Origin of the sequence: Prauserella endophytica, from assembly GCF_005146945.1 — a bacterium.
Taxonomy (GTDB): Bacteria; Actinomycetota; Actinomycetes; order Mycobacteriales; family Pseudonocardiaceae; genus Prauserella_A; species Prauserella_A endophytica.
In genome coordinates this window covers 122,495-140,119 of record NZ_SWMS01000008.1, presented here as the reverse complement: position 1 = coordinate 140,119, position 17,625 = coordinate 122,495, and the positions used below count along the sequence as shown (strand labels likewise).

At 72.9% G+C, this 17,625-nt stretch carries 16 protein-coding genes and 1 tRNA gene; 9 read left to right on the top strand and 8 right to left on the bottom strand.

Annotated elements, in window-relative coordinates; all coding sequences use genetic code 11:
* Positions 1–33: 33 nt before the first annotated feature.
* Positions 34–366 carry a hypothetical protein gene (locus tag FCN18_RS16580; RefSeq protein WP_137095535.1) on the top strand — a complete coding sequence of 111 codons (333 nt, stop codon included), beginning with the start codon at positions 34–36 and terminating at the stop codon, positions 364–366.
* 651 nt (positions 367–1,017) lie between these two features.
* Complete coding sequence (locus FCN18_RS16570; RefSeq protein WP_112274267.1) at positions 1,018–1,293, top strand: hypothetical protein; 276 nt, start codon at positions 1,018–1,020, stop codon at positions 1,291–1,293.
* An 80-nt stretch (positions 1,294–1,373) separates the two neighbouring features.
* Here the strand turns inward: FCN18_RS16570 and FCN18_RS16565 are convergent, their stop codons facing one another.
* Genes FCN18_RS16565 through FCN18_RS16555 form a run of 3 tightly spaced genes read right to left on the bottom strand, consistent with a single transcriptional unit; the run spans position 1,374 to position 4,975 of the window.
* The gene (locus FCN18_RS16565; protein ID WP_113643032.1) at positions 1,374–1,835 is read right to left on the bottom strand and encodes an NUDIX domain-containing protein; all 462 of its coding nucleotides are present in this window, start codon (positions 1,833–1,835) and stop codon (positions 1,374–1,376) included.
* Positions 1,836–1,858: 23 nt separating this feature from the next.
* Complete coding sequence (gene recD2 / locus FCN18_RS16560; RefSeq protein WP_228713995.1) at positions 1,859–4,063, bottom strand: SF1B family DNA helicase RecD2; 2,205 nt, start codon at positions 4,061–4,063, stop codon at positions 1,859–1,861.
* 12 nt (positions 4,064–4,075) lie between these two features.
* Positions 4,076–4,975 carry a LysR substrate-binding domain-containing protein gene (locus tag FCN18_RS16555; RefSeq protein WP_137095534.1) on the bottom strand — a complete coding sequence of 300 codons (900 nt, stop codon included), beginning with the start codon at positions 4,973–4,975 and terminating at the stop codon, positions 4,076–4,078.
* Positions 4,976–5,045: 70 nt separating this feature from the next.
* Here FCN18_RS16555 and FCN18_RS16550 point away from each other — a divergent pair, with 70 nt between their 5' ends.
* Positions 5,046–6,440 carry an FAD-binding oxidoreductase gene (locus FCN18_RS16550; RefSeq protein ID WP_137095533.1) on the top strand — a complete coding sequence of 465 codons (1,395 nt, stop codon included), beginning with the start codon at positions 5,046–5,048 and terminating at the stop codon, positions 6,438–6,440.
* Between the two features lie 93 nt (positions 6,441–6,533).
* Positions 6,534–7,472: an endonuclease/exonuclease/phosphatase family protein gene (locus FCN18_RS16545; RefSeq protein ID WP_206077918.1), complete on the top strand. Its 939-nt coding sequence runs from the start codon at positions 6,534–6,536 to the stop codon at positions 7,470–7,472.
* An 18-nt stretch (positions 7,473–7,490) separates the two neighbouring features.
* On the opposite strand, the gene FCN18_RS16540 is transcribed toward FCN18_RS16545, so the two are convergent.
* Entirely contained in the window at positions 7,491–7,766 is a 276-nt protein-coding gene (locus tag FCN18_RS16540; RefSeq protein WP_112274271.1) for a PASTA domain-containing protein, read from the bottom strand.
* A gap of 114 nt (positions 7,767–7,880) precedes the next feature.
* On the opposite strand from FCN18_RS16540, the gene FCN18_RS16535 reads away from it, so the two are divergent.
* Positions 7,881–8,762 (top strand): AAA family ATPase, encoded by an 882-nt coding sequence (locus FCN18_RS16535; RefSeq protein WP_137095532.1) that lies wholly within the window; start codon positions 7,881–7,883, stop codon positions 8,760–8,762.
* An 89-nt stretch (positions 8,763–8,851) separates the two neighbouring features.
* Here the strand turns inward: FCN18_RS16535 and FCN18_RS16530 are convergent, their stop codons facing one another.
* Complete coding sequence (locus FCN18_RS16530) at positions 8,852–9,226, bottom strand: thioredoxin family protein (RefSeq protein WP_112274275.1); 375 nt, start codon at positions 9,224–9,226, stop codon at positions 8,852–8,854.
* A 66-nt stretch (positions 9,227–9,292) separates the two neighbouring features.
* Here FCN18_RS16530 and FCN18_RS16525 point away from each other — a divergent pair, with 66 nt between their 5' ends.
* The 3 genes from FCN18_RS16525 (at position 9,293) to FCN18_RS16515 (ending at position 13,304) form a co-directional block, all read left to right on the top strand.
* Entirely contained in the window at positions 9,293–9,922 is a 630-nt protein-coding gene (locus FCN18_RS16525; protein ID WP_137095531.1) for an alpha-ketoglutarate-dependent dioxygenase AlkB, read from the top strand.
* A 70-nt stretch (positions 9,923–9,992) separates the two neighbouring features.
* The gene (locus tag FCN18_RS16520) at positions 9,993–11,273 is read left to right on the top strand and encodes an ATP-grasp domain-containing protein (RefSeq protein WP_137095530.1); all 1,281 of its coding nucleotides are present in this window, start codon (positions 9,993–9,995) and stop codon (positions 11,271–11,273) included.
* A 9-nt stretch (positions 11,274–11,282) separates the two neighbouring features.
* The gene (locus FCN18_RS16515; RefSeq protein ID WP_137095529.1) at positions 11,283–13,304 is read left to right on the top strand and encodes a CocE/NonD family hydrolase; all 2,022 of its coding nucleotides are present in this window, start codon (positions 11,283–11,285) and stop codon (positions 13,302–13,304) included.
* 65 nt (positions 13,305–13,369) lie between these two features.
* On the opposite strand, the gene selB is transcribed toward FCN18_RS16515, so the two are convergent.
* From selB to FCN18_RS16500, 3 genes are all read right to left on the bottom strand, one after another.
* On the bottom strand, positions 13,370–15,118 hold the full coding sequence (gene selB, locus FCN18_RS16510; protein ID WP_137095528.1) for a selenocysteine-specific translation elongation factor: 1,749 nt from the start codon (positions 15,116–15,118) through the stop codon (positions 13,370–13,372).
* Entirely contained in the window at positions 15,106–16,398 is a 1,293-nt protein-coding gene (selA, locus tag FCN18_RS16505; protein WP_137095527.1) for an L-seryl-tRNA(Sec) selenium transferase, read from the bottom strand. Before selA ends, selB begins: the two co-directional genes overlap by 13 nt.
* A 21-nt stretch (positions 16,399–16,419) precedes the next feature.
* Positions 16,420–16,511, bottom strand: a tRNA-Sec gene (locus tag FCN18_RS16500).
* Positions 16,512–16,571: 60 nt separating this feature from the next.
* Between FCN18_RS16500 and selD the strand changes: the two genes are divergently transcribed.
* Positions 16,572–17,564 (top strand): selenide, water dikinase SelD, encoded by a 993-nt coding sequence (gene selD / locus FCN18_RS16495; RefSeq protein WP_112274285.1) that lies wholly within the window; start codon positions 16,572–16,574, stop codon positions 17,562–17,564.
* The last annotated feature ends 61 nt before the right edge of the window (positions 17,565–17,625 follow it).

Here is a 17,625-nt window from a genome sequence, read left to right as displayed (position 1 = left end):
CTCACCCTAGCCGCCGCCCTGTTGTACCGCTCCGTGCTGGAACTCGATCCCGAGCCGACGACGGAGTTCGCCGCGCCGTTCGGGCTGGTGCGCAGCCGGGCGGTGACCGACGAGGCGAAGCGGGTGCGGACCGCGCCCGACGTCGCACGCCAGCGCCGGGGCGAGTGGGCCACGCGCGCGCCGTCACCGCAGCACGGGGCTTTCCTCAGCGAGGACGCCATCGCGAGCGCCGCCGAGGTCCTGGGCGGGCGCGTGTTCTTCGAGGTCGTCCAGCGTCTGCGCGGCTACGCGGGTTACGGCGCGGTCAACGCGCCGGTGCGGATGGCCGCCCACCGGAGGGCTCCGCGCCCGGAAACAGGGAAATAGTGGTGCGGGCAGCCAACACCCCATTTAGCCGGCTGCCCGCACCTCCACTTGGGGCCGTGCGGATACCAGGAAACGACACCGTCACCTGGCTGCACGCCCCCGGTACCAGCCGGCGATTTCCCCGCCACCGGTCGGTACCTGCCGCGGACGGACCCCTTTTGATCCACCCATTTCACCGCGGCCCTAACGGGCGAACGCATACAGCTTGACCCCGGGCGGCGTGGCACGGCAGGGCCGAAAGCCCTCAATTCGCGTCCCCTGCGACCGGCGCCGGGCGCCGAGGGCGGAGTAGCACGCAGGGCACACCAGCAACCGGTGCAGCACCCCGACGAGCGTGGCCTCGCACGAGGTGTGACAGCGCGCACATTCGAACTCGATCGCCGAGGCGAGGCTGTGCAAACCGATCTCCCTGCACACCGGGTACGACGCGAGGACGCGGACGGATCGCCCACCGCCCAACAGGATTCGCCGGCGACGGCGCCCCGTCACACACACGCGGCTCGGGGTCTCCGTCTTCTCCGGCATCGTCGTCATGATCGGATGCGTACCCGCGAGGCCCGGGAGAAAACACCCACCCGAGCGGTTTGCCGCCTCACCCGGCCGGGTACTCGTCTGCCGCCGTGTGTCCGCCCACCGTGAGGGAGCCGTGCCATGGAAGCCAACCTGCCGATCTTGGACAGGGACGCGTACCTCGGCTACCAGGCGACGGAGCTGCTCACCACCACCCGCAGGCGCGACTCCCACCACGCCGTCCAGGTGATCCGGCACGTCTTCGCCGAGGCGGGCACGGCGGCGGGGATGTGGCTGGCGAACTGGTATTTCGACACGGTGACCCGCATGAGCGACGACCCGGCCATGCACGCCATCGTCGACGACTGCATCCGCGAGCTGGAGCAGACCTACGGCCGCCCGCGCTACGAAACCTGACCCAGGAGCCGCCCTGCAGTGAAGGCCACCTTCACTGCGTTGAACGCAGGCATGGTGGCCTTCACTGCAGGGGCCCAACGCTAGAACAGGTTCGCCAGGCGGTCGAGGAACACGCGCTGGCCCTTGACGAGCTTCTCCCCCGCCTCCGCGAGCGGGAACCACGCGACACGGTCCAGCTCGGGGAACTCCCTCATCCGGCCCGAGCGCGGCGGCCATTCCAGCTCGAACGTGCCCGGCACGACGGCCGATGGATCGACATCGCCCTCCAGCGCCCACACGGTGACCACCTTGCCGCCCGACTGCCGGATCTCTCCGAGCGGCGCGAGCTCACCGTCGGGCGCGGGCAGCCCCAGCTCCTCGAGGAACTCCCGGCGCGCCGCGGCGACCGGCTCCTCGTCGTCGGCGTACTCGCCCTTCGGCACGGTCCACGCACCGGCGTCCTTGCGCGCCCAGAACGGCCCGCCCATGTGCCCGAGCAGCACCTCGGGATCGCCGCCAGTGCGGCGGTAGAGCAGGATTCCCGCACTGCGCTTGGCTGCCACGGCCGCCATTCTGCCTGGGCGCGTCAGGCACACAGGCGATGGGCCAGCGCGGTGTGCCTGCGCCCGGCGCCGACCGTGCGCACGGCCTGCCCGATGGCCCGCTTCGACCCGATCAGCACCACCAGCTTCTTCGCCCTGGTGACGGCCGTGTAGAGCAGGTTGCGCTGCAGCATCATCCACGCGCTCGTGGTCACGGGCACCACGACGCACGGGTACTCGCTGCCCTGCGAGCGGTGGATGCTGACGGCGTAGGCGTGGGCCAGCTCGTCCAGCTCGGCGAACTCGTAGTCGACGTCCTCGCCGTCGTCGGTGCGCACGGTGAGCTTCTGCTCGTCGGAGTCCAGCGCGATCACCACGCCCTGCGTGCCGTTGAACACGCCGTTCGCGCCCTTGTCGTAGTTGTTGCGCAGCTGCGTGACCTTGTCGCCGGGCCGGAAGACGCGGCCCCCGAAGCGGCGTTCCGGCAGGCCCGGCCGCGCGGGGGTGAGCGCCTCCTGCAGCCCGGCGTTGAGGGCGCCGGCGCCTGCCGGGCCCCGGTGCATGGGCGCGAGCACCTGCACGTCGCGGCGCGCATCCAGGCCGAACTTCGCCGGGATCCGCCGCGCGACGACGTCGACGGTGAGCCGCGCGGCCTCCTCCGGGTCGTCGACGTTGAAGTGGAAGAAGTCGGGCAGGCCATGGGTGAGCGGGTAGTCGCCGGCGTTGATGCGGTGGGCGTTGGTCACCACGCCGGACTTGCTCGCCTGCCGGAAGATCCGCGTGAGCCGCACGTGCGGCACGGGGGTGCCCTCGGCGAGCAGGTCGCGCAGCACCTCGCCGGCGCCCACCGAGGGCAGCTGGTCGGCGTCGCCGACGAGCAGCAGGTGGGTGCCGCGTGCGATGGCCTTGGCGAGCTTGTTGGCCAGCAGCAGGTCGAGCATCGACGCCTCGTCCACCACGACGAGGTCGGCCTCCAGCGGCCGGTCCCGGTCGTAGGCCGCGTCGCCGCCAGGTTTCAGTTCCAGCAGCCGGTGCACGGTCGCGGCCTCGTGCCCGGTGAGCTCGGTGAGCCGCTTAGCCGCGCGCCCGGTGGGCGCAGCCATCACGACCTTGGCCTGCTTCGCGGCCGCCAGCGCGACGATCGAGCGCACCGTGAAGCTCTTGCCGCAGCCGGGCCCGCCGGTGAGCACCGCGACCTTCTCGGTCAGCGCGAGCCGCACGGCGGCCTCCTGCTCGGGTGCCAGCTCGGCGCCGGTGGCGCGGTGCAGCCACGCCAGCGCCTTGCTCCAGTCCACGTCCGCGAACGCGGGCAGCCGGTCGGCGGAGGTGCGCAGCAGCCGCAGCAGCTGGGCCGAGAGCGCCACCTCGGCCCGGTGGAACGGAAGCAGGTAGATCGCCGCCTCGGTGCCGCCGTCGTCGCCGGGCAGCTCCTCGCGGACCACGCCCTCCTCGGCCACGAGCTCGGCGAGGCAGTCGATGACGAGTCCGGCATCCACGGAGAGGATCTTGATCGTCTCGGCGATCAGCTGCTGGTCGGGCAGGTAGCAATGGCCGGAGCCGGTGGCCTCGGACAGGGTGAACTGCAGCCCCGCCTTGATCCGTTGTGGACTGTCGTGCGGAATGCCGACGGCCTTGGCGATGGTGTCGGCGGTCTTGAAGCCGATGCCCCACACGTCGGAGGCGAGGCGGTAGGGCTCGGTGCGCACCACGTCGATCGCGGTGTCGGCGTACTGCTTGTAGATCCGCACGGCCAGCGACGTGGACACCCCGATGCCCTGCAGGAAGACCATCACTTCCTTGATGGCCTTCTGCTCCTCCCACGCGCGGGCGATCAGCCCGGTGCGCTTGGGGCCGAGGCCGGGCACCTCGATCAGTCGTTCCGGCTCCCGCTCGATCACGTCCAGCGCGTCGACGCCGAAGTGCCCGACGATCTTGTCGGCGAGCTTGGGGCCGATGCCCTTGACCAGCCCGGACCCGAGGTAGCGCCGGATGCCCTGGACGGTGGCGGGCAGTACCGTGCGGTAGTCCTCGACGTGGAACTGCTTGCCGTACTGTGGATGCGAAGCCCAGCGACCGCGCATCCGCAGCGCCTCACCGGGTTGCGCGCCCAGCAGCGAGCCGACGACGGTGACCAGGTCGCCGCCCCGGCCTGGGTCGACGCGCGCGACCGTGTAGCCGGTCTCCTCGTTGGCGAAGGTGATGCGCTCCAGCGTCGCCTCGAGCGTCGACCAACGGATCTCCCCTGCCACGCGTCCGTCCTATCACGACGGGGCGACGGCGAACGCGGCGAGCGAGCTCCGCGCATGGTCGAGGAACGCCCGCGCCGCGGGTCCGCTGGGCCCGGCCGCACGCCAGGCCAGCGCTACCGTCCCGCGCAGCCGGGGCCGCACGATCGGCACTCCGCACAGGTCGGCGCGGTCACGGGCGGTGGACTCGGGCACGATCGCCACGCCGAGTCCCCGGCTCGCCAGGTCGGCCAGCACGCCGGGATCGCCCGCCTCGAACGCGATCCGCGGTGTGATGCCCTCGGCCGTGCACGCGTGGTCGAGGATCGCGCGCATTCCGCCGCCGGGCGGGAGGCTGATCAGATGGCGCTCCGCGAGCGCCCGCAGGGGCACCGTGTCGCGCCCGGCCAGCGGGTCGCCGCACCGGACGGCCGCGACCAGGTGCTCGTCGAGCACCGTCTGGGTGGCGATGCCCTCGGGGGCGCCGCCGCCGAACGCGACGAGCGCCGCGTCGAGCCGCCCCTCGCGCACGCCGTCGAGGAGCGTGCCCGCGTCCGACTCGGTGAGTGACACCTCCACGCCGGGGTGCCGTTCGTGGAAGCCGGCCAGCAGGTCCGCGACGCCGAGCGGCGCGCACGAGGGCAGCATGCCCATCGCGACGCTGCCGCGCAGCAGCCCGGTCAGCTCGTCCACGGCGCACCGCGCGCCCTCGACGGCGGTGAGCGCGGCCCGCGCGTACGGCAGCACGGCAGAGCCGGCCTGCGTGAGCCGCACCGAGCGGCCCGAGCGGTCCAGCAGCGGCTGTCCCAGCTCGCGTTCGAGCTGCCGGATCTGGGCGCTCACGCCCGGCTGGGCGACGTGCAGCTTCTCCGCGGCACGCGTGAAGCCGCTCTCGTCGACCACGGTGACGAAGTACCGCAGCTGTCTCAGCTCCATAACCGAGCATGATAGCTACGAGCAGAACCAGCTGTTGGACTTCTGGTGCGCCCGGCCGCAGGCTGGCTTCATGACCGCTTCCGCGACCCACCTCGAGGACCTCGCCCACCACCTCCGCGGCCCGCTCCACCTTCCCGACGACGAAGGCGGCGAGGGCGGGGAGGGTTACGCCGACGCGCGCTCCGGCTTCCAGCTCGGGCTGACCCATCGGCCCGCCGCGATCGTGGAGGCCCTCGACACGGCCGACGTGCGCGCGGTGGTGCGGTACGCGACCGCCAACGGGCTCGGCGTGGCGGTGCAGGCCACCGGCCACGGACTCGTCGCACCCGCCACCGAGGACGCGGTGCTGATCAGCACGCGGCGCATGGACACCGTGCGCGTCGACCCGGCGGAACGCACGGTGTGGCTCGGCGCCGGGGTGCGCTGGCGACGGGTGCTCGACGCCGCCGGTGAGCACGGGCTGGCTCCGCTGAGCGGTTCCTCGCCCGACGTCGGCGCGGTGTCCTACACCCTCGGCGGAGGCCTCGGCCCGCTCGCGCGCCGCTACGGCTACGCCGCCGACCACGTGCGCCGCGTCGAGCTGGTCACCGCCGACGGCGAGGTCCGCGAGGTGAGCGCCGAGGAGGACCCTGACCTGTTCTGGGCGCTTCGCGGGGGCGGCGGCAACTTCGGCGTCGTGACGGGGCTCGAGCTCGGCCTGGTGCCGGTGGCGCGGCTCTACGGCGGCGGGCTCCTCTTCGACGGCACCCACGCAGGCGAAGTGCTGGAGGCGTACCGGAACTGGACGGCGACAGTGCCCGACGAGCTGACGTCGTCCGTCGGCATGGTGCCCGTGCCGGACGCGCCGGAGGTGCCTGAACCGTTGCGGGGCAAGTATCTCGTGCACGTGCGCATCGCCCACCTCGGCGGCGTGAGTGAAGGCGAGGCGCTGGTGGCTCCGTTGCGGGCCGTGGCGCCGCGCCTGCGCGACGACCTCGGCGAGCTGCCGTACTCCGCCTCGCCCTCGATCTACAACGACCCCGCCGATCCGCACTCGTATCTGGGCGACAACGCGTTCGTGCACGGGCTCGACGCGGCGGCGCTGCGCGCGATCGTCGACCTCGCCGGGCCGGACTCACCCGTGCCGTGCGTGGTCGACCTCCGGCACCTCGGCGGCGCGCTGCGGCAAGGCGGCGTCGACAGCGCGGTCGGGCACCGCGACGCCGGGTTCCTCGTGCGCGTGCTCTCCGGCCTCGACGGGGAGGTGGACGCCGCAACGGCCCGCGCCGCGCACGCACGCGTGCTCGCCGCGCTGGCGCCCACGACGCTCGGCCGGTCGCTGAACTTCGTGTACGGCACGGTGACCGACGCGCGCACGGGCTACGACCCCGGCGACCACGAGCGGCTCGCGGCGCTCAAGACCGTCCACGATCCCGCGAACGTGTTCCGCTTCAACCAGAACATCACCCCGGCGACGAGTGCGTGAACAAGGAAGGAAGGCCCTTGCCGCCCGGCGCCGCCGAGACGACAGTGAGCACGTCACTGTCGTCTCGGGGGGCGCCGGTGAACGGAGGTCGTGATGATCGCGATCGGCACGTGGAACCTGGAGAACCTCTTCAAGCCCGGTGGAGAAGCCGGGCCGAGAACACAAGACGCTTACGAGGCCAAGCTCGCGGCGCTCGCGGACACGATCCGGAGCATTGAGCCGGACGTCCTGGCGGTGCAGGAGGTCGGCGATCCGGAAGCACTGCGTGAGCTAGCCGCCCGCGTGGGCGGTGACTGGGAGATCGAGCTCGCCGAGCCCGACGCGCGCGGCATCCGGGTCGGGTTCCTCTCGCGGCTGCCGCTGACCGACCGCGAGGAGGTCGCGCGGTTTCCCGAGAAGCTCGCCGCCGTGCAGGTGGACGACGACGGGCGCACGACGGGCCGCATGGGCAGGCCGGCGCTGAAGGCTGTCGTCCGCGCGGGCGGGCTGGACGTGACGCTGGTGTCGTGCCACCTCAAATCGAAGCTGCTGACCTTCCCCGGCGGCCGGTTCTCGCCGAGGGACGAGGACGAGCGTGCCAGGTTCGCCGTCTACGCGCTTGGCCGCAGGGCCGCGGAGGCGGCGACCGTCCGCGGGTTCGCGACGCGTTTGCTCGACGGCGAGGGGCAACAGCGGGCGCTGGCGGTGCTGGGCGACCTCAACGACGAGCAGTACGCGGCCACCACGACATTGCTACAGGGACCGCCCGGCTCGGAGTTGCACACGCCTGGGTTCGGCCGCTCCGACCGGGGCGACGGCGCACGGCTGTGGAACCTCGCCCCGCTGATCGAGGAGAAACACCGCTTCTCCAGGACCTACCAGGGTCGCCGGGAGCTGATCGACCACGTCCTCGTCAGCCACCGGCTCGTCGGCTCGGTGAGCGCGGTGCTCACCGGCGAGGGCGGTGACTCGGTGACCGACGACCCGGCAGACCGGCGCGACGCGCCCGGCTCGGACCACCGGCCCGTGCTCGCGCGGCTCGACCTCGGCTGAACGACCTCCGACCGGGGCTCAGACGGGGTCCAGCTCGCCCGCCTCCACCGGCGTCGGCGGCACGAGCTCGCTCTCGGTCTCGCGACCGGGATGGGTCCACAGCACCACGTGGGCGCCCTCCTCGGCACCGGCGGTGCCCACGGGACGCTGCGCCGTGACCACACCCGTCGTCGGCTCGGCGCCGTCGTCGGGCCCGACGGGGACCAGACCGGCACGCCGCACGATCGAGCACGCGTCCTGCGCCCCGAACCCGACCACGTCGGGCACCTCGGTCACCGGTCGAGGTCGATGCATGGTCCAAGTGTAGGAGGCTTGTCGACCTGGCGGGCGGTTCCGGATGGCGGCTTCACCGGCTGCGTGAACGGTCGGGTCTTCCCCCACGGGCCCTTCGGGTCGCACACTGGGAACGTGGTCAACGGACCGCGTTCCACCGTCCGCGAGCGGGCCCGAGCGCTCGCGCAGTGCCATGCCGTCGCCGACCGCGGCCGCGAGAGCAGGTGGGAGGCGATGCGCGAGCGCTGGCGTGCCGTGGGCAGAGCCCGTCATCCGGGCGAGATCCAGCGCCTCGCCAGTGAGTTCCTGGCCGGGCGCGAGCCGCTGTTCGCCGACCGGGCCGAGCGGGGCAGGGTGATCGCGGACTCCCGCGGCGGCTGGGTCGACGGGCTCGACGAGGCCGCGGGCGTCGCCGCCGGGTTGGAGGCGGAGGGCCGGGCCGAGGACGGGGCACTGCTGCTCGACGAGTACACCGAGCACACCGGCGACCCGGCTCCCGACACGCTGCGCCACCATTTCCTCGCCTGGCACGCGCTGGCAGGCGGCCACGCCGAGCGCGCGCTGCGGCACCTGCGGCAGGCGACCGTGCGGCTGATCCTGGTGGGCGGGCTGCCGGGCTCGGGCAAGTCGACCCTCAGCTGCGCGCTGGGCGACCACCTGCACGCGCCGGTGCTGAGCCTGCGCGACCAGGAGCACGCCGAGCGGTCCTACCCCGAGCTGCTCCGGCGCGCGGCGACCCGGCTCGGCATGGGCACGTCCGTGGTGCTCGACGCGTCATGGATGGCGCCGGACCACCGCATGGCGGCTACCGACCTCGCCAGGGACACCCACAGCAAGCTCGTGCGGCTGTGCTGCTGGGCGCCGAAGACCATGACGGCGCGCAGGGGCGGATCGGGCTCGGAGAAGTGCGCGCAGGCGGAGTCGCACGTCAACCCGTGGCCGGGTGCCTACACGATCATCACCGCGGGCAGCCCCGCCGACTCGCTCACCCAAGCCCTCGACCTGGTCCAGCTCTGACGCCCGTCATGCAGTGAAGGCCACCTTCACTGCGTTCAGCGCAGTGAAGGTGGCCTTCACTGCAAGGGCTGTCAGCGATGGCGCAGCTCTCAGGCCTGCTTGTCCTCGGCCTGCTTGTCGAGTTCCCTGCGGACCTCGTCCATGTCCAGGTCGCGCACCTTGCCGATCAGCTGCTCCAGCGCGTGCTCGGGCAGCGCGCCCGGCTGGGCGTACAGCAGCACGCCGTCGCGGACGGCCATCAGCGTCGGGATCGACGAGATGCCGAACGCCTGCGCGATCGAGGTCTGCGCCTCGGTGTCGACGGTGCCGAACACGATGTCGGCATGCCGGTCCGCGGCCTGCTCGTACACGGGCGCGAACTGACGGCACGGCCCGCACCACGAGGCCCAGAAGTCGACCAGCACGATGCCGTCCCTTCCCACGACCTCCTCGAAGTTGTCGCTGGTCAGCTCCACGGTCGCCATGCGAATCCCCGCTTTCCGCTCCACTTGGGGTAGAACACTTGTTCGATCACCGGTAGGCTCACCGGCATGGATGTCGCACTCCAGGGTTCCCTGTTCGGCGCCAGCGATGCCACCTCGCTCGGCCCGCTCCACGACGTGCGGCGCACGGAGCTGGGCTCGGGCGCGTGGGTCGACGTCCTGCCGGGTTGGCTGACGGGGGCCGACGCGTTGTTCGACCGGCTGGTCACGCGGGTGCCGTGGCACGCGGAGCGCAGGCGGATGTACGACCGCACCGTGGACGTGCCGCGCCTGCTCAGCTTCTACGGCGAGGACGACGAGCTGCCGGACCCGGTGCTCACGCGGGCGCGGAAGCTGCTGACCGAGCACTACGGCGCCGAGCTCGGTGAGCCGTTCCGCACCGCGGGGCTGTGCTACTACCGCGACGGCCGGGACAGCGTCGCGTGGCACGGCGACACGATCGGCAGGGGCAGCACCGAGGACACGATGGTGGCGATCCTGTCGGTGGGCGCGCCGAGGGCACTGCTGCTGCGGCCGAGGAACGGGCCAGGCGGCACGGTGCGCTACGGGCTGGGGCACGGCGACCTGATCGTCATGGGCGGCTCGTGCCAGCGCACGTGGGAGCACGCCGTCCCCAAGACGAGCAAGCCGGTGGGCCCGCGCATCAGCATCCAGTTCCGGCCTCGGGGCGTGCGGTGACGCCGGTTTAACACCTCGGCCAATGGTCATCCTGGGACCACGAATCAGGGTTTCCCAGAAAGGACCGAGCGTGCCCGAGAACATCTTCGTCCTCGGACTCGACGACGCGAACCGCGAGGTGCTCGAACGGCTGCCCGGCGCGGAGAACTACCGGTTCCACGGCCTGCTGGACGTGGACGCCATGCGGATCGGCGATACCGACTACGACCGGCTGCTCGCCAGGGCCGACCGGGAGCTCGACGCGTTCGACGGGCCGGTGCACGCGATCACGGGGTACTGGGACTTCCCGGTCACCTCCCTGGTTCCGGCGCTGTGCGAGCCGAGAGGGCTACCGTGCCCGAGCCTGGAGTCCATCGCCAAGTGCGAGCACAAGTACTGGAGCAGGCTCGAACAGCGCGCGGTGATCGACGAGTACCCCGGATTCGGGCTCGTCGACCTCGACGGCGAATCCGCCCTCCCAGAAGGGCTGCGATACCCGGTGTGGCTCAAGCCGGTGAAGTCCGCCTCGTCCAAGCTCGCGTTCGAAGTGGACGGTGGTGCCGCGCTCGCCGACGCCGTGCGGGCGATCCGGGAGGGCATCGACGACGTATCCGGTCCGTTCGAGGCCGTCCTCGCCAGGCTGGCCCTGCCGCCGGAAATCGCCGAGGCCGGCGCGCGGGCGTGCCTGGCCGAGGAGGCGGTCGGCGGCGCGCAGATCACCGTCGAGGGCTACAGCGTAGACGGCGAGCCGCACGTGTACGGTGTGGTCGACTCGGTGTCCTATCCGGACAGTTCGAGCTTCCTGCGCTACCAGTACCCCTCGGCGCTGCCCGCCACGGTGCAGGAGCGCGTGTCGGACATCTCGAAGCGGCTCTGCAAGCGGCTGGGCCTGACCGCGACCACGTTCGACATCGAGTTCTTCGTGGAGGAGGACGGCGACCGCGTGTGGGTGCTGGAGATCAACCCACGGCTGTCCCAGTCGCACGCCCGGCTGTTCGAGCACGTGGACGGTGTGTCCAACCTGCACTGCATGGTGAGCCTCGCGCTCGGCCGCGACCCGCGGATGCCGCGGCGCGAGGGCCGGTACGCGATGGCCGCCAAGTGTTTCCTGCGCCGGTTCACCGACGGCGTCGTGCGCCGCGTGCCGACACCGGAGGAGGTCGAGCGGATCGAGCGCGAGGTGCCGGGCGTCTCGATCGACGTGACGACCGAGAAGGGAGCGCGGCTGTCCGAGCAGTACGCGGCCGACAGCTACAGCTACGAGCTGGCCGACCTCCACATCGGAGCCGACGACCAGGCGGAGCTGACCGCGAAGTACGAACGGTGTGTTAAGGCGCTGCCGTTCGAGATCGAGGAGCGAGCCGACGACTAGGAGGCTTTGTTGCGGACGGTGACCTCACTGCCGTACGAGGTGCGCGAGGACGACTGCGTCTGGATCCCGATGTCCGACGGCGCGCGGCTGTCGGCCCGGATCTGGCGCCCGGTGTCGGCGGACGACCAACCGGTTCCGGCGATCCTGGAGTTCATCCCGTACCGCAGGCGCGACCTCACCGCGCAGCGCGACTCGGTGCACCACCCCTATCTCGCCGGGCACGGCTACGCCGCCGTGCGCGTGGACCTGCGCGGCAGCGGCGACTCCGACGGCATCCTCGCCGACGAGTACCTGGAGCAGGAGCTCGCCGACGGTGAGGAGGTGCTGGCGTGGCTTGCCGAACAGCCGTGGTGTGACGGCAACACCGGCATGATGGGCATCTCGTGGGGCGGGTTCAACGCGCTGCAGATCGCCGCGCGGCGCCCACCCGGCCTCGGGGCCGTCGCGACGCTCAGCTCGAGCGACGACCGCTACGCCGACGACGTGCACTACATGGGCGGCTGCCTGCTCTCGGACAACCTGTCGTGGGCGTCGACGATGTTCGCGTACAACTCGTGCCCGCCGGACCCGGCGGTGGTGGGCGAGCGCTGGCGCGAGATGTGGCTCGACCGCCTCGAGCACAACGAACCCTGGCTCATCGAGTGGTTGCGCCACCAGCGCAGGGACGACTACTGGCGGCACGCGTCGGTGTGCGAGGACTACCGGGCGGTCGGCTGCCCCGTGCTGGCCGTCAGCGGCTGGGCCGACGGCTACTCGAACTCCGTCTTCCGGCTGCTCGCCGAGCTCGACGTGCCGAGGCAGGGCCTCATCGGACCGTGGTCGCACAGGTACCCGCACCTCGGCGAGCCAGGCCCGGCGATCGGCTTTCTGCAGGAGCTGGTGCGCTGGTGGGACCACTGGCTCAAGGGCGAGGACAACGGTGTGCTGGACGAGCCGATGCTGCGGATCTGGATGCAGGAGAGCGTGCGGCCGTCCACGGCCTACGAGGAACGGCCCGGCCGCTGGATCGGCGAGCCGAGCTGGCCGTCGCCGCACGTGGACGCGCAGCGGCTCACGCTGCTGCCCCACCGGATCTCCGCCGACGGCGCCGCCGAGCCGGAACGCGAGCTGAGCGTGGAGTCGCCGCTGTCGGTCGGCCAGTTCGCGGGAAAGTGGTGCTCCTACAACGCCCCGCCCGACCTGCCCTACGACCAGCGCGAGGAGGACGGCGGGTCGCTCGTCTTCGACAGCGAGCCGCTGCGCGAACGCCACGAGATCCTCGGCGCGCCGGTGGCGGAACTGGAGCTGGCCGCCGACCGGGAGTGCGCGATGGTGGCCGTGCGGCTGTCCGACGTGGCACCGGACGGCAGGGCCACACGCGTGAGCTACGGCCTGCTCAACCTGGCACACCGCCACGGGCACGACCGCCCGGAGCCGCTGGTGCCCGGCGAGCGCTACCGGGTGCGGGTGCCGCTCAACGGTGTGGCGCAGGCCTTCCCCGCGGGGCACCGGATCCGGCTCGCGATCTCCACGTCGTACTGGCCGCTCGCGTGGCCACCGCCGGAACCGGTGCGGCTGAGCGTGTTCGCGGGCAGCAGCACGCTGGAGCTGCCGGTGCGCCCGCCGAGGCAGGACGAGCCCGTGCCCACGCCCTTCGGCGAGCCGGAGGGCGCGCCGCCGATCACCACCACGCGCGTGCGCCCCGGCGACGGGCGGTGGACGGTGTCGCGGGATCTCGTGGACTACCACTCGGCGCTGGAGGTGGTGAAGGACCTCGGCGTGGTCCGGTTCGAGGACATCGGGCTCGACGTGCACCGCAACGCCTACGAGAAGTACGAGTGGGTGCGTGACGACTTCGGCTCCGTGCGCGGCAGCGTCGACTGGACGATGCGGTTCGCGCGCGGCGACTGGGACGTGGAGACCACGACGTCGACCACACTCACGTGCACGCCCACGGAGTTCCACGTGCACGCGCGGCTCGACGGCTACGAGGGCGGGCAACGCGTGGTGTCCCGCAACTGGGACACCAGGATCCCCCGCGACCACGTCTAGCCAGCTGCAGTGAAGGCCACCTTCACTGCGTTGAACGCAGGCATGGTGGCCTTCACTGCAGCGGGTCAGGCAATGCCGCGCAGGCGGCGGGCGCCTTCGGCGTCCCGCACCGTGACGCCCTCGGCGTCGAGGCGTTCCAGCAGCGGCACGGCCACCCGCCGCGTGGTGCCCAGGGCGCGGCGGGCCTCGCTCACCGTGAACGGCTCGGCGAGCCCGCTCAGCACCCGCTCCGCGTGCCGGAGCGCGCCGGGCGCGAGCACGACCGTCTCGGTGAGCCGCAACAGTTTCCCCGCGCGTTCGGCGGCGGCCAGTTCCCTCGCGCCAAGGCCGAGCGCGGCGAGGTCGTCGGCTTCGGGTGCGCGGAACGGCTCCTCGGCGAGGCCGCGCAGGATCCCGGCGACTGCGCGTTCGACGTTCTCCGGCAGTGTGCCCGCGCGCCCCGGGCGCGCGACGAGCCCATCGTGGACGGTCAGCCCGGCACCCTCCAGCGCGGTGGGCAGCAGAGCCGGGGGCACCCCCAGCGCCCGCCGCAGCGCGTCGACAGGCATCCCGGCCGCGAGCGGTTCGGCGGTGGTGAACGCCTCGACGGCCTCGGCCGCCCGCGCGGGCAGAGCGGCGAGCAGGTCCGCGTCGACGGCCCACTCACCCACCGTCACGCCGGCGTGCTCCCAGCCGAGCGCCCGCAGCCGCGCCAACGGCACCGCGCCGTGGCGGCGCACGTGGGCGGCGGCGAGGTCGCCGCGCTCCAGCTCGTGCGCCCGCGCGCTCGCCGCGCCCCGGCGGCGCAGGGCGGGCGGTGCGGGGTCCAGCACCTCGGCCCCCGCGGGGACCCGGTGCTCGCCGGGATCGCGCAGCAGACCGGTGTCTCCGGCCCGCAACGGCAGCGGGCTCGCGAGCGTGAGCCGTGCCGTGTCCGTCCCCAGTGGACGGACGCGGCACGGCACCGCCGCGGCGCCGACATGGAGCACCAACTCGCGATGGAGATCGGCGGCCTTGTCGCCACGCAGCCGCACATCGAGCTCCCGGGTGTTCTCCCACGCTCCCGGCGTGATGAGCGCGTCACCGCGCCGCACCCGGTCGCGGCCGACACCCCGCAGGTTCGCCGCGACCCGCGCCACCGCGGGCACCTCCTCGCGGGCCTCGCCGAGCGACTGCAGGCCGCGCACCACGACACGCTCGCCCGTTCCGGCGAGCGTCAGCTCGTCGCCGCCACGAAGGGTTCCGGCGCCGAGGGTGCCGGTGACGACGGTTCCGGCGCCGCGCACCGTGAACGCGCGGTCGACCCACAGGCGCACGTCGCCGGTTCGCTCGGGCGCGGGCAGGCGGCGGACGAGCGCGAGCAGTTCCTCGCGCAGCACCGGCAACCCCTCGCCGGTGTGGCCGCTGACCGCGACGGCGGGCACCTCGCCCAGCGTCGTCGTCGCGATGCGGTCCCTGGCCGAGGCCAGCACCGGCGCGGGATCCGCGCGGTCGGCCTTGGTGACCACCAGCAGGCCGTGGCGCACCCCGAACGCGTCTAGTGCGGCGAGGTGCTCGCCCGACTGCGCCTGCCAGCCCTCGTCGGCGGCGACCACGAACACCGCCGCGGCGACCGGCCCGGCCCCGGCGAGCATGTTGGGCACGAACCGTTCGTGGCCCGGCACGTCCACGAACGCCAGCACCTCGCCGTCGAGCTCGGTCCAGGCGAAGCCGAGGTCGATGGTGAGTCCGCGGCGCCGCTCCTCGGCGAGCCGGTCGGGCTCCATTCCGGTGAGCGCGCGCACGAGGGTCGACTTGCCGTGGTCGACGTGCCCCGCGGTGGCTAGGACGTGCATCGCGCCACGGCCTCCCGCAGGGACCGGTCGTCGGCGGGCGCGACCGTTCGCAGGTCGAGCAGGCACCGGCCGCGCTCGACCCGCCCGGCGACGGCCGGGTCGCCGAGCCGGAGGCGGCGCGCGTACGACTCGGGCAGGCTCACCGCGGCGCTCGGCAGTTCCACGCCCGGCGCCCCGCCGCCGCCCACCGCCGCCCGCGATTCCACCGCCACGGCGTCGGCACCGAGGTCGCGGAGTTCGGCGGCGAGGCGCTCCGCGCGCTCCCGCAAACGTTCGGGGTCGGCGTCGAGCGCGGCACGCACGGGCGGGACCGGACCGCGCAGGGTCGCTTCCAGCGCCGCCAGGGTCAGCTTGTCGACCCGCAGCGCCCGCGCGGCGGGATGGCGGCGCAGGCGCTCGACGAGGTCGTGCTCCCCGAGCAGCAGTCCCGCCTGCGGGCCACCGAGCAGCTTGTCACCGCTGCCGGTGACGAGCGCGGCACCGGCGCGCAGCACCGTGGTGGCGTCCGGCTCGCCCGGCAGGAGCGGATCGGGGCGCAGCAGCCCGGACCCGATGTCGGCGACCACCGGCACGCCGAGTCCGGCGAGCTCGCCGATCCGGGCCTCGGCGGTGAACCCGCTGACGCGGAAGTTGGACGGGTGCACCTTCAGCACGAACCCCGTCCGCGGGCCGATGGCCTCGGCGTAGTCGCGCGCCGTGGTGCGGTTCGTGGTGCCGACCTCGCGCAGCCGGGCCCCGGTCGACGCCAGCAGTTCCGGAATCCGGAAGCCGTCGCCGATCTCGACGAGCTCACCCCTGCTGACGACGATCTCCCCGTCCTGCGCCAGTGCGAGTGCGCAGAGCAGCAGCGCGGCGGCGTTGTTGTTGACCACGTGCACGGCGCCCGCGTCGGGAACGGCCTCGGCGAGCGCGGCCAGCGCGCCGCGGCCCCGCCGGGCACGCTGCCCGGTGCGGAGGTCGAACTCGACGTCGGTGCCGCCACCCGCGGCGCGCACGGCGTCGAGCGCCGCCGCGGACAGCGGTGCGCGGCCGAGGTTGGTGTGTACCACGATCCCGGTGGCGTTGAGCACGGGCCGCAGCGACGACGCCGTGGCGGGCAGGGCGGCGACGGCCTCCTCGGCGACGTCCTCCGGGGCGATCTCCCCGGCGCGGGCGCGGTTCTGCGCGGCGACGACGGCCGCCTTCACCAGCGCGGGACCAAGCTCGGCCACCGCCTTCGCGAGCCTCGGCTCGGCGAGCAGCGTGTCGGTGCGCGGGATGCGCCGCCGCGGGTCGGTCATGGCGGCGCCCCCTCGCCTCGGCGGAGGCGAACGGGAATCGAACCCGCCAACGACAGTGCCTGCCGTTCCACGGTTTTGAAGACCGCGCCGGTCACCAGGCCGGAAGCGCCTCCCTGGGACATGCCGCCATCTTCGCAAGGCGCGTCGGCGTTCGCAGCGCGAGGATGGGTGGCATGGCTTACCGACTCACGCAGTACGCACACGGCGGCGGCTGTGCCTGCAAGATCCCGCCCGGCGAGCTGGAAGAGGTGGTGCGCGGCCTGACCGGCGGCGGGCCCGCCGAGCCGCACGGGGAACTGCTCGTCGGCCTCGACGACGGCGACGACGCCGCGGCGGTCCGGATCGAGGACGGGAAGGCGCTGATCGCCACCACCGACTTCTTCACGCCCGTCGTGGACGATCCCTATGACTGGGGCCGGATCGCGGCGGCGAACGCGCTGTCGGACGTCTACGCGATGGGCGGGCAGCCGGTGGTGGCGGTGAACCTGCTGTGCTGGCCGCGCGAGACCTTGCCGTTCGAGCTGGCGGCCGAGGCGCTGCGCGGTGGCAAGGAGGTGTGCGCCAGCGCGGGCTGCCACCTCGCCGGCGGTCACAGCGTGGACGACCCGGAACCAAAGTACGGCCTCGCGGTCACCGGTGTCGGCGACCCGGATCGCTTGCTGCGCAACGACTCCGGCCGCGCGGGGCTGCCGCTGTCGCTGACGAAGCCGCTCGGGCTCGGGATGCTGAACGCACGGCACAAGGCGACCGCGGAGCGCTTCGAGCAGGCGATCGAGGTGATGACCACGCTCAACGACACCGCGGCGGAAACGGCCGTGGCCGCGGGGATCAGGTGCGCGACCGACGTGACCGGCTTCGGGTTGCTGGGCCACCTGCACAAACTGGCGCGGGCCAGCGGTGTCACCGCGGTGGTCGACGCGGCCGCGGTGCCCTTCGTGGACGGTGCGCGCGAGGCGCTGCGCGCGGGGTTCGTGCCGGGTGGCAGCCGCCGCAACCTCGACTGGGTCCGCCCGCACACCGAGCTCGGCGTGGACGAGGAGACCGCGTTGCTGCTGGCCGACGCGCAGACATCCGGCGGCCTGCTGCTCGCGGGCGAGATCCCCGGCGCACCGGTGATCGGCGAGCTGGTGCCCCGGCGCGGGGACACCACACTGGTGGTGCGCTGAGGTTTGCCGAGGTTTGCCGCCCCCGGTGCCGGCAATTCCTGTGGTTGATCGGGAAAGGAGG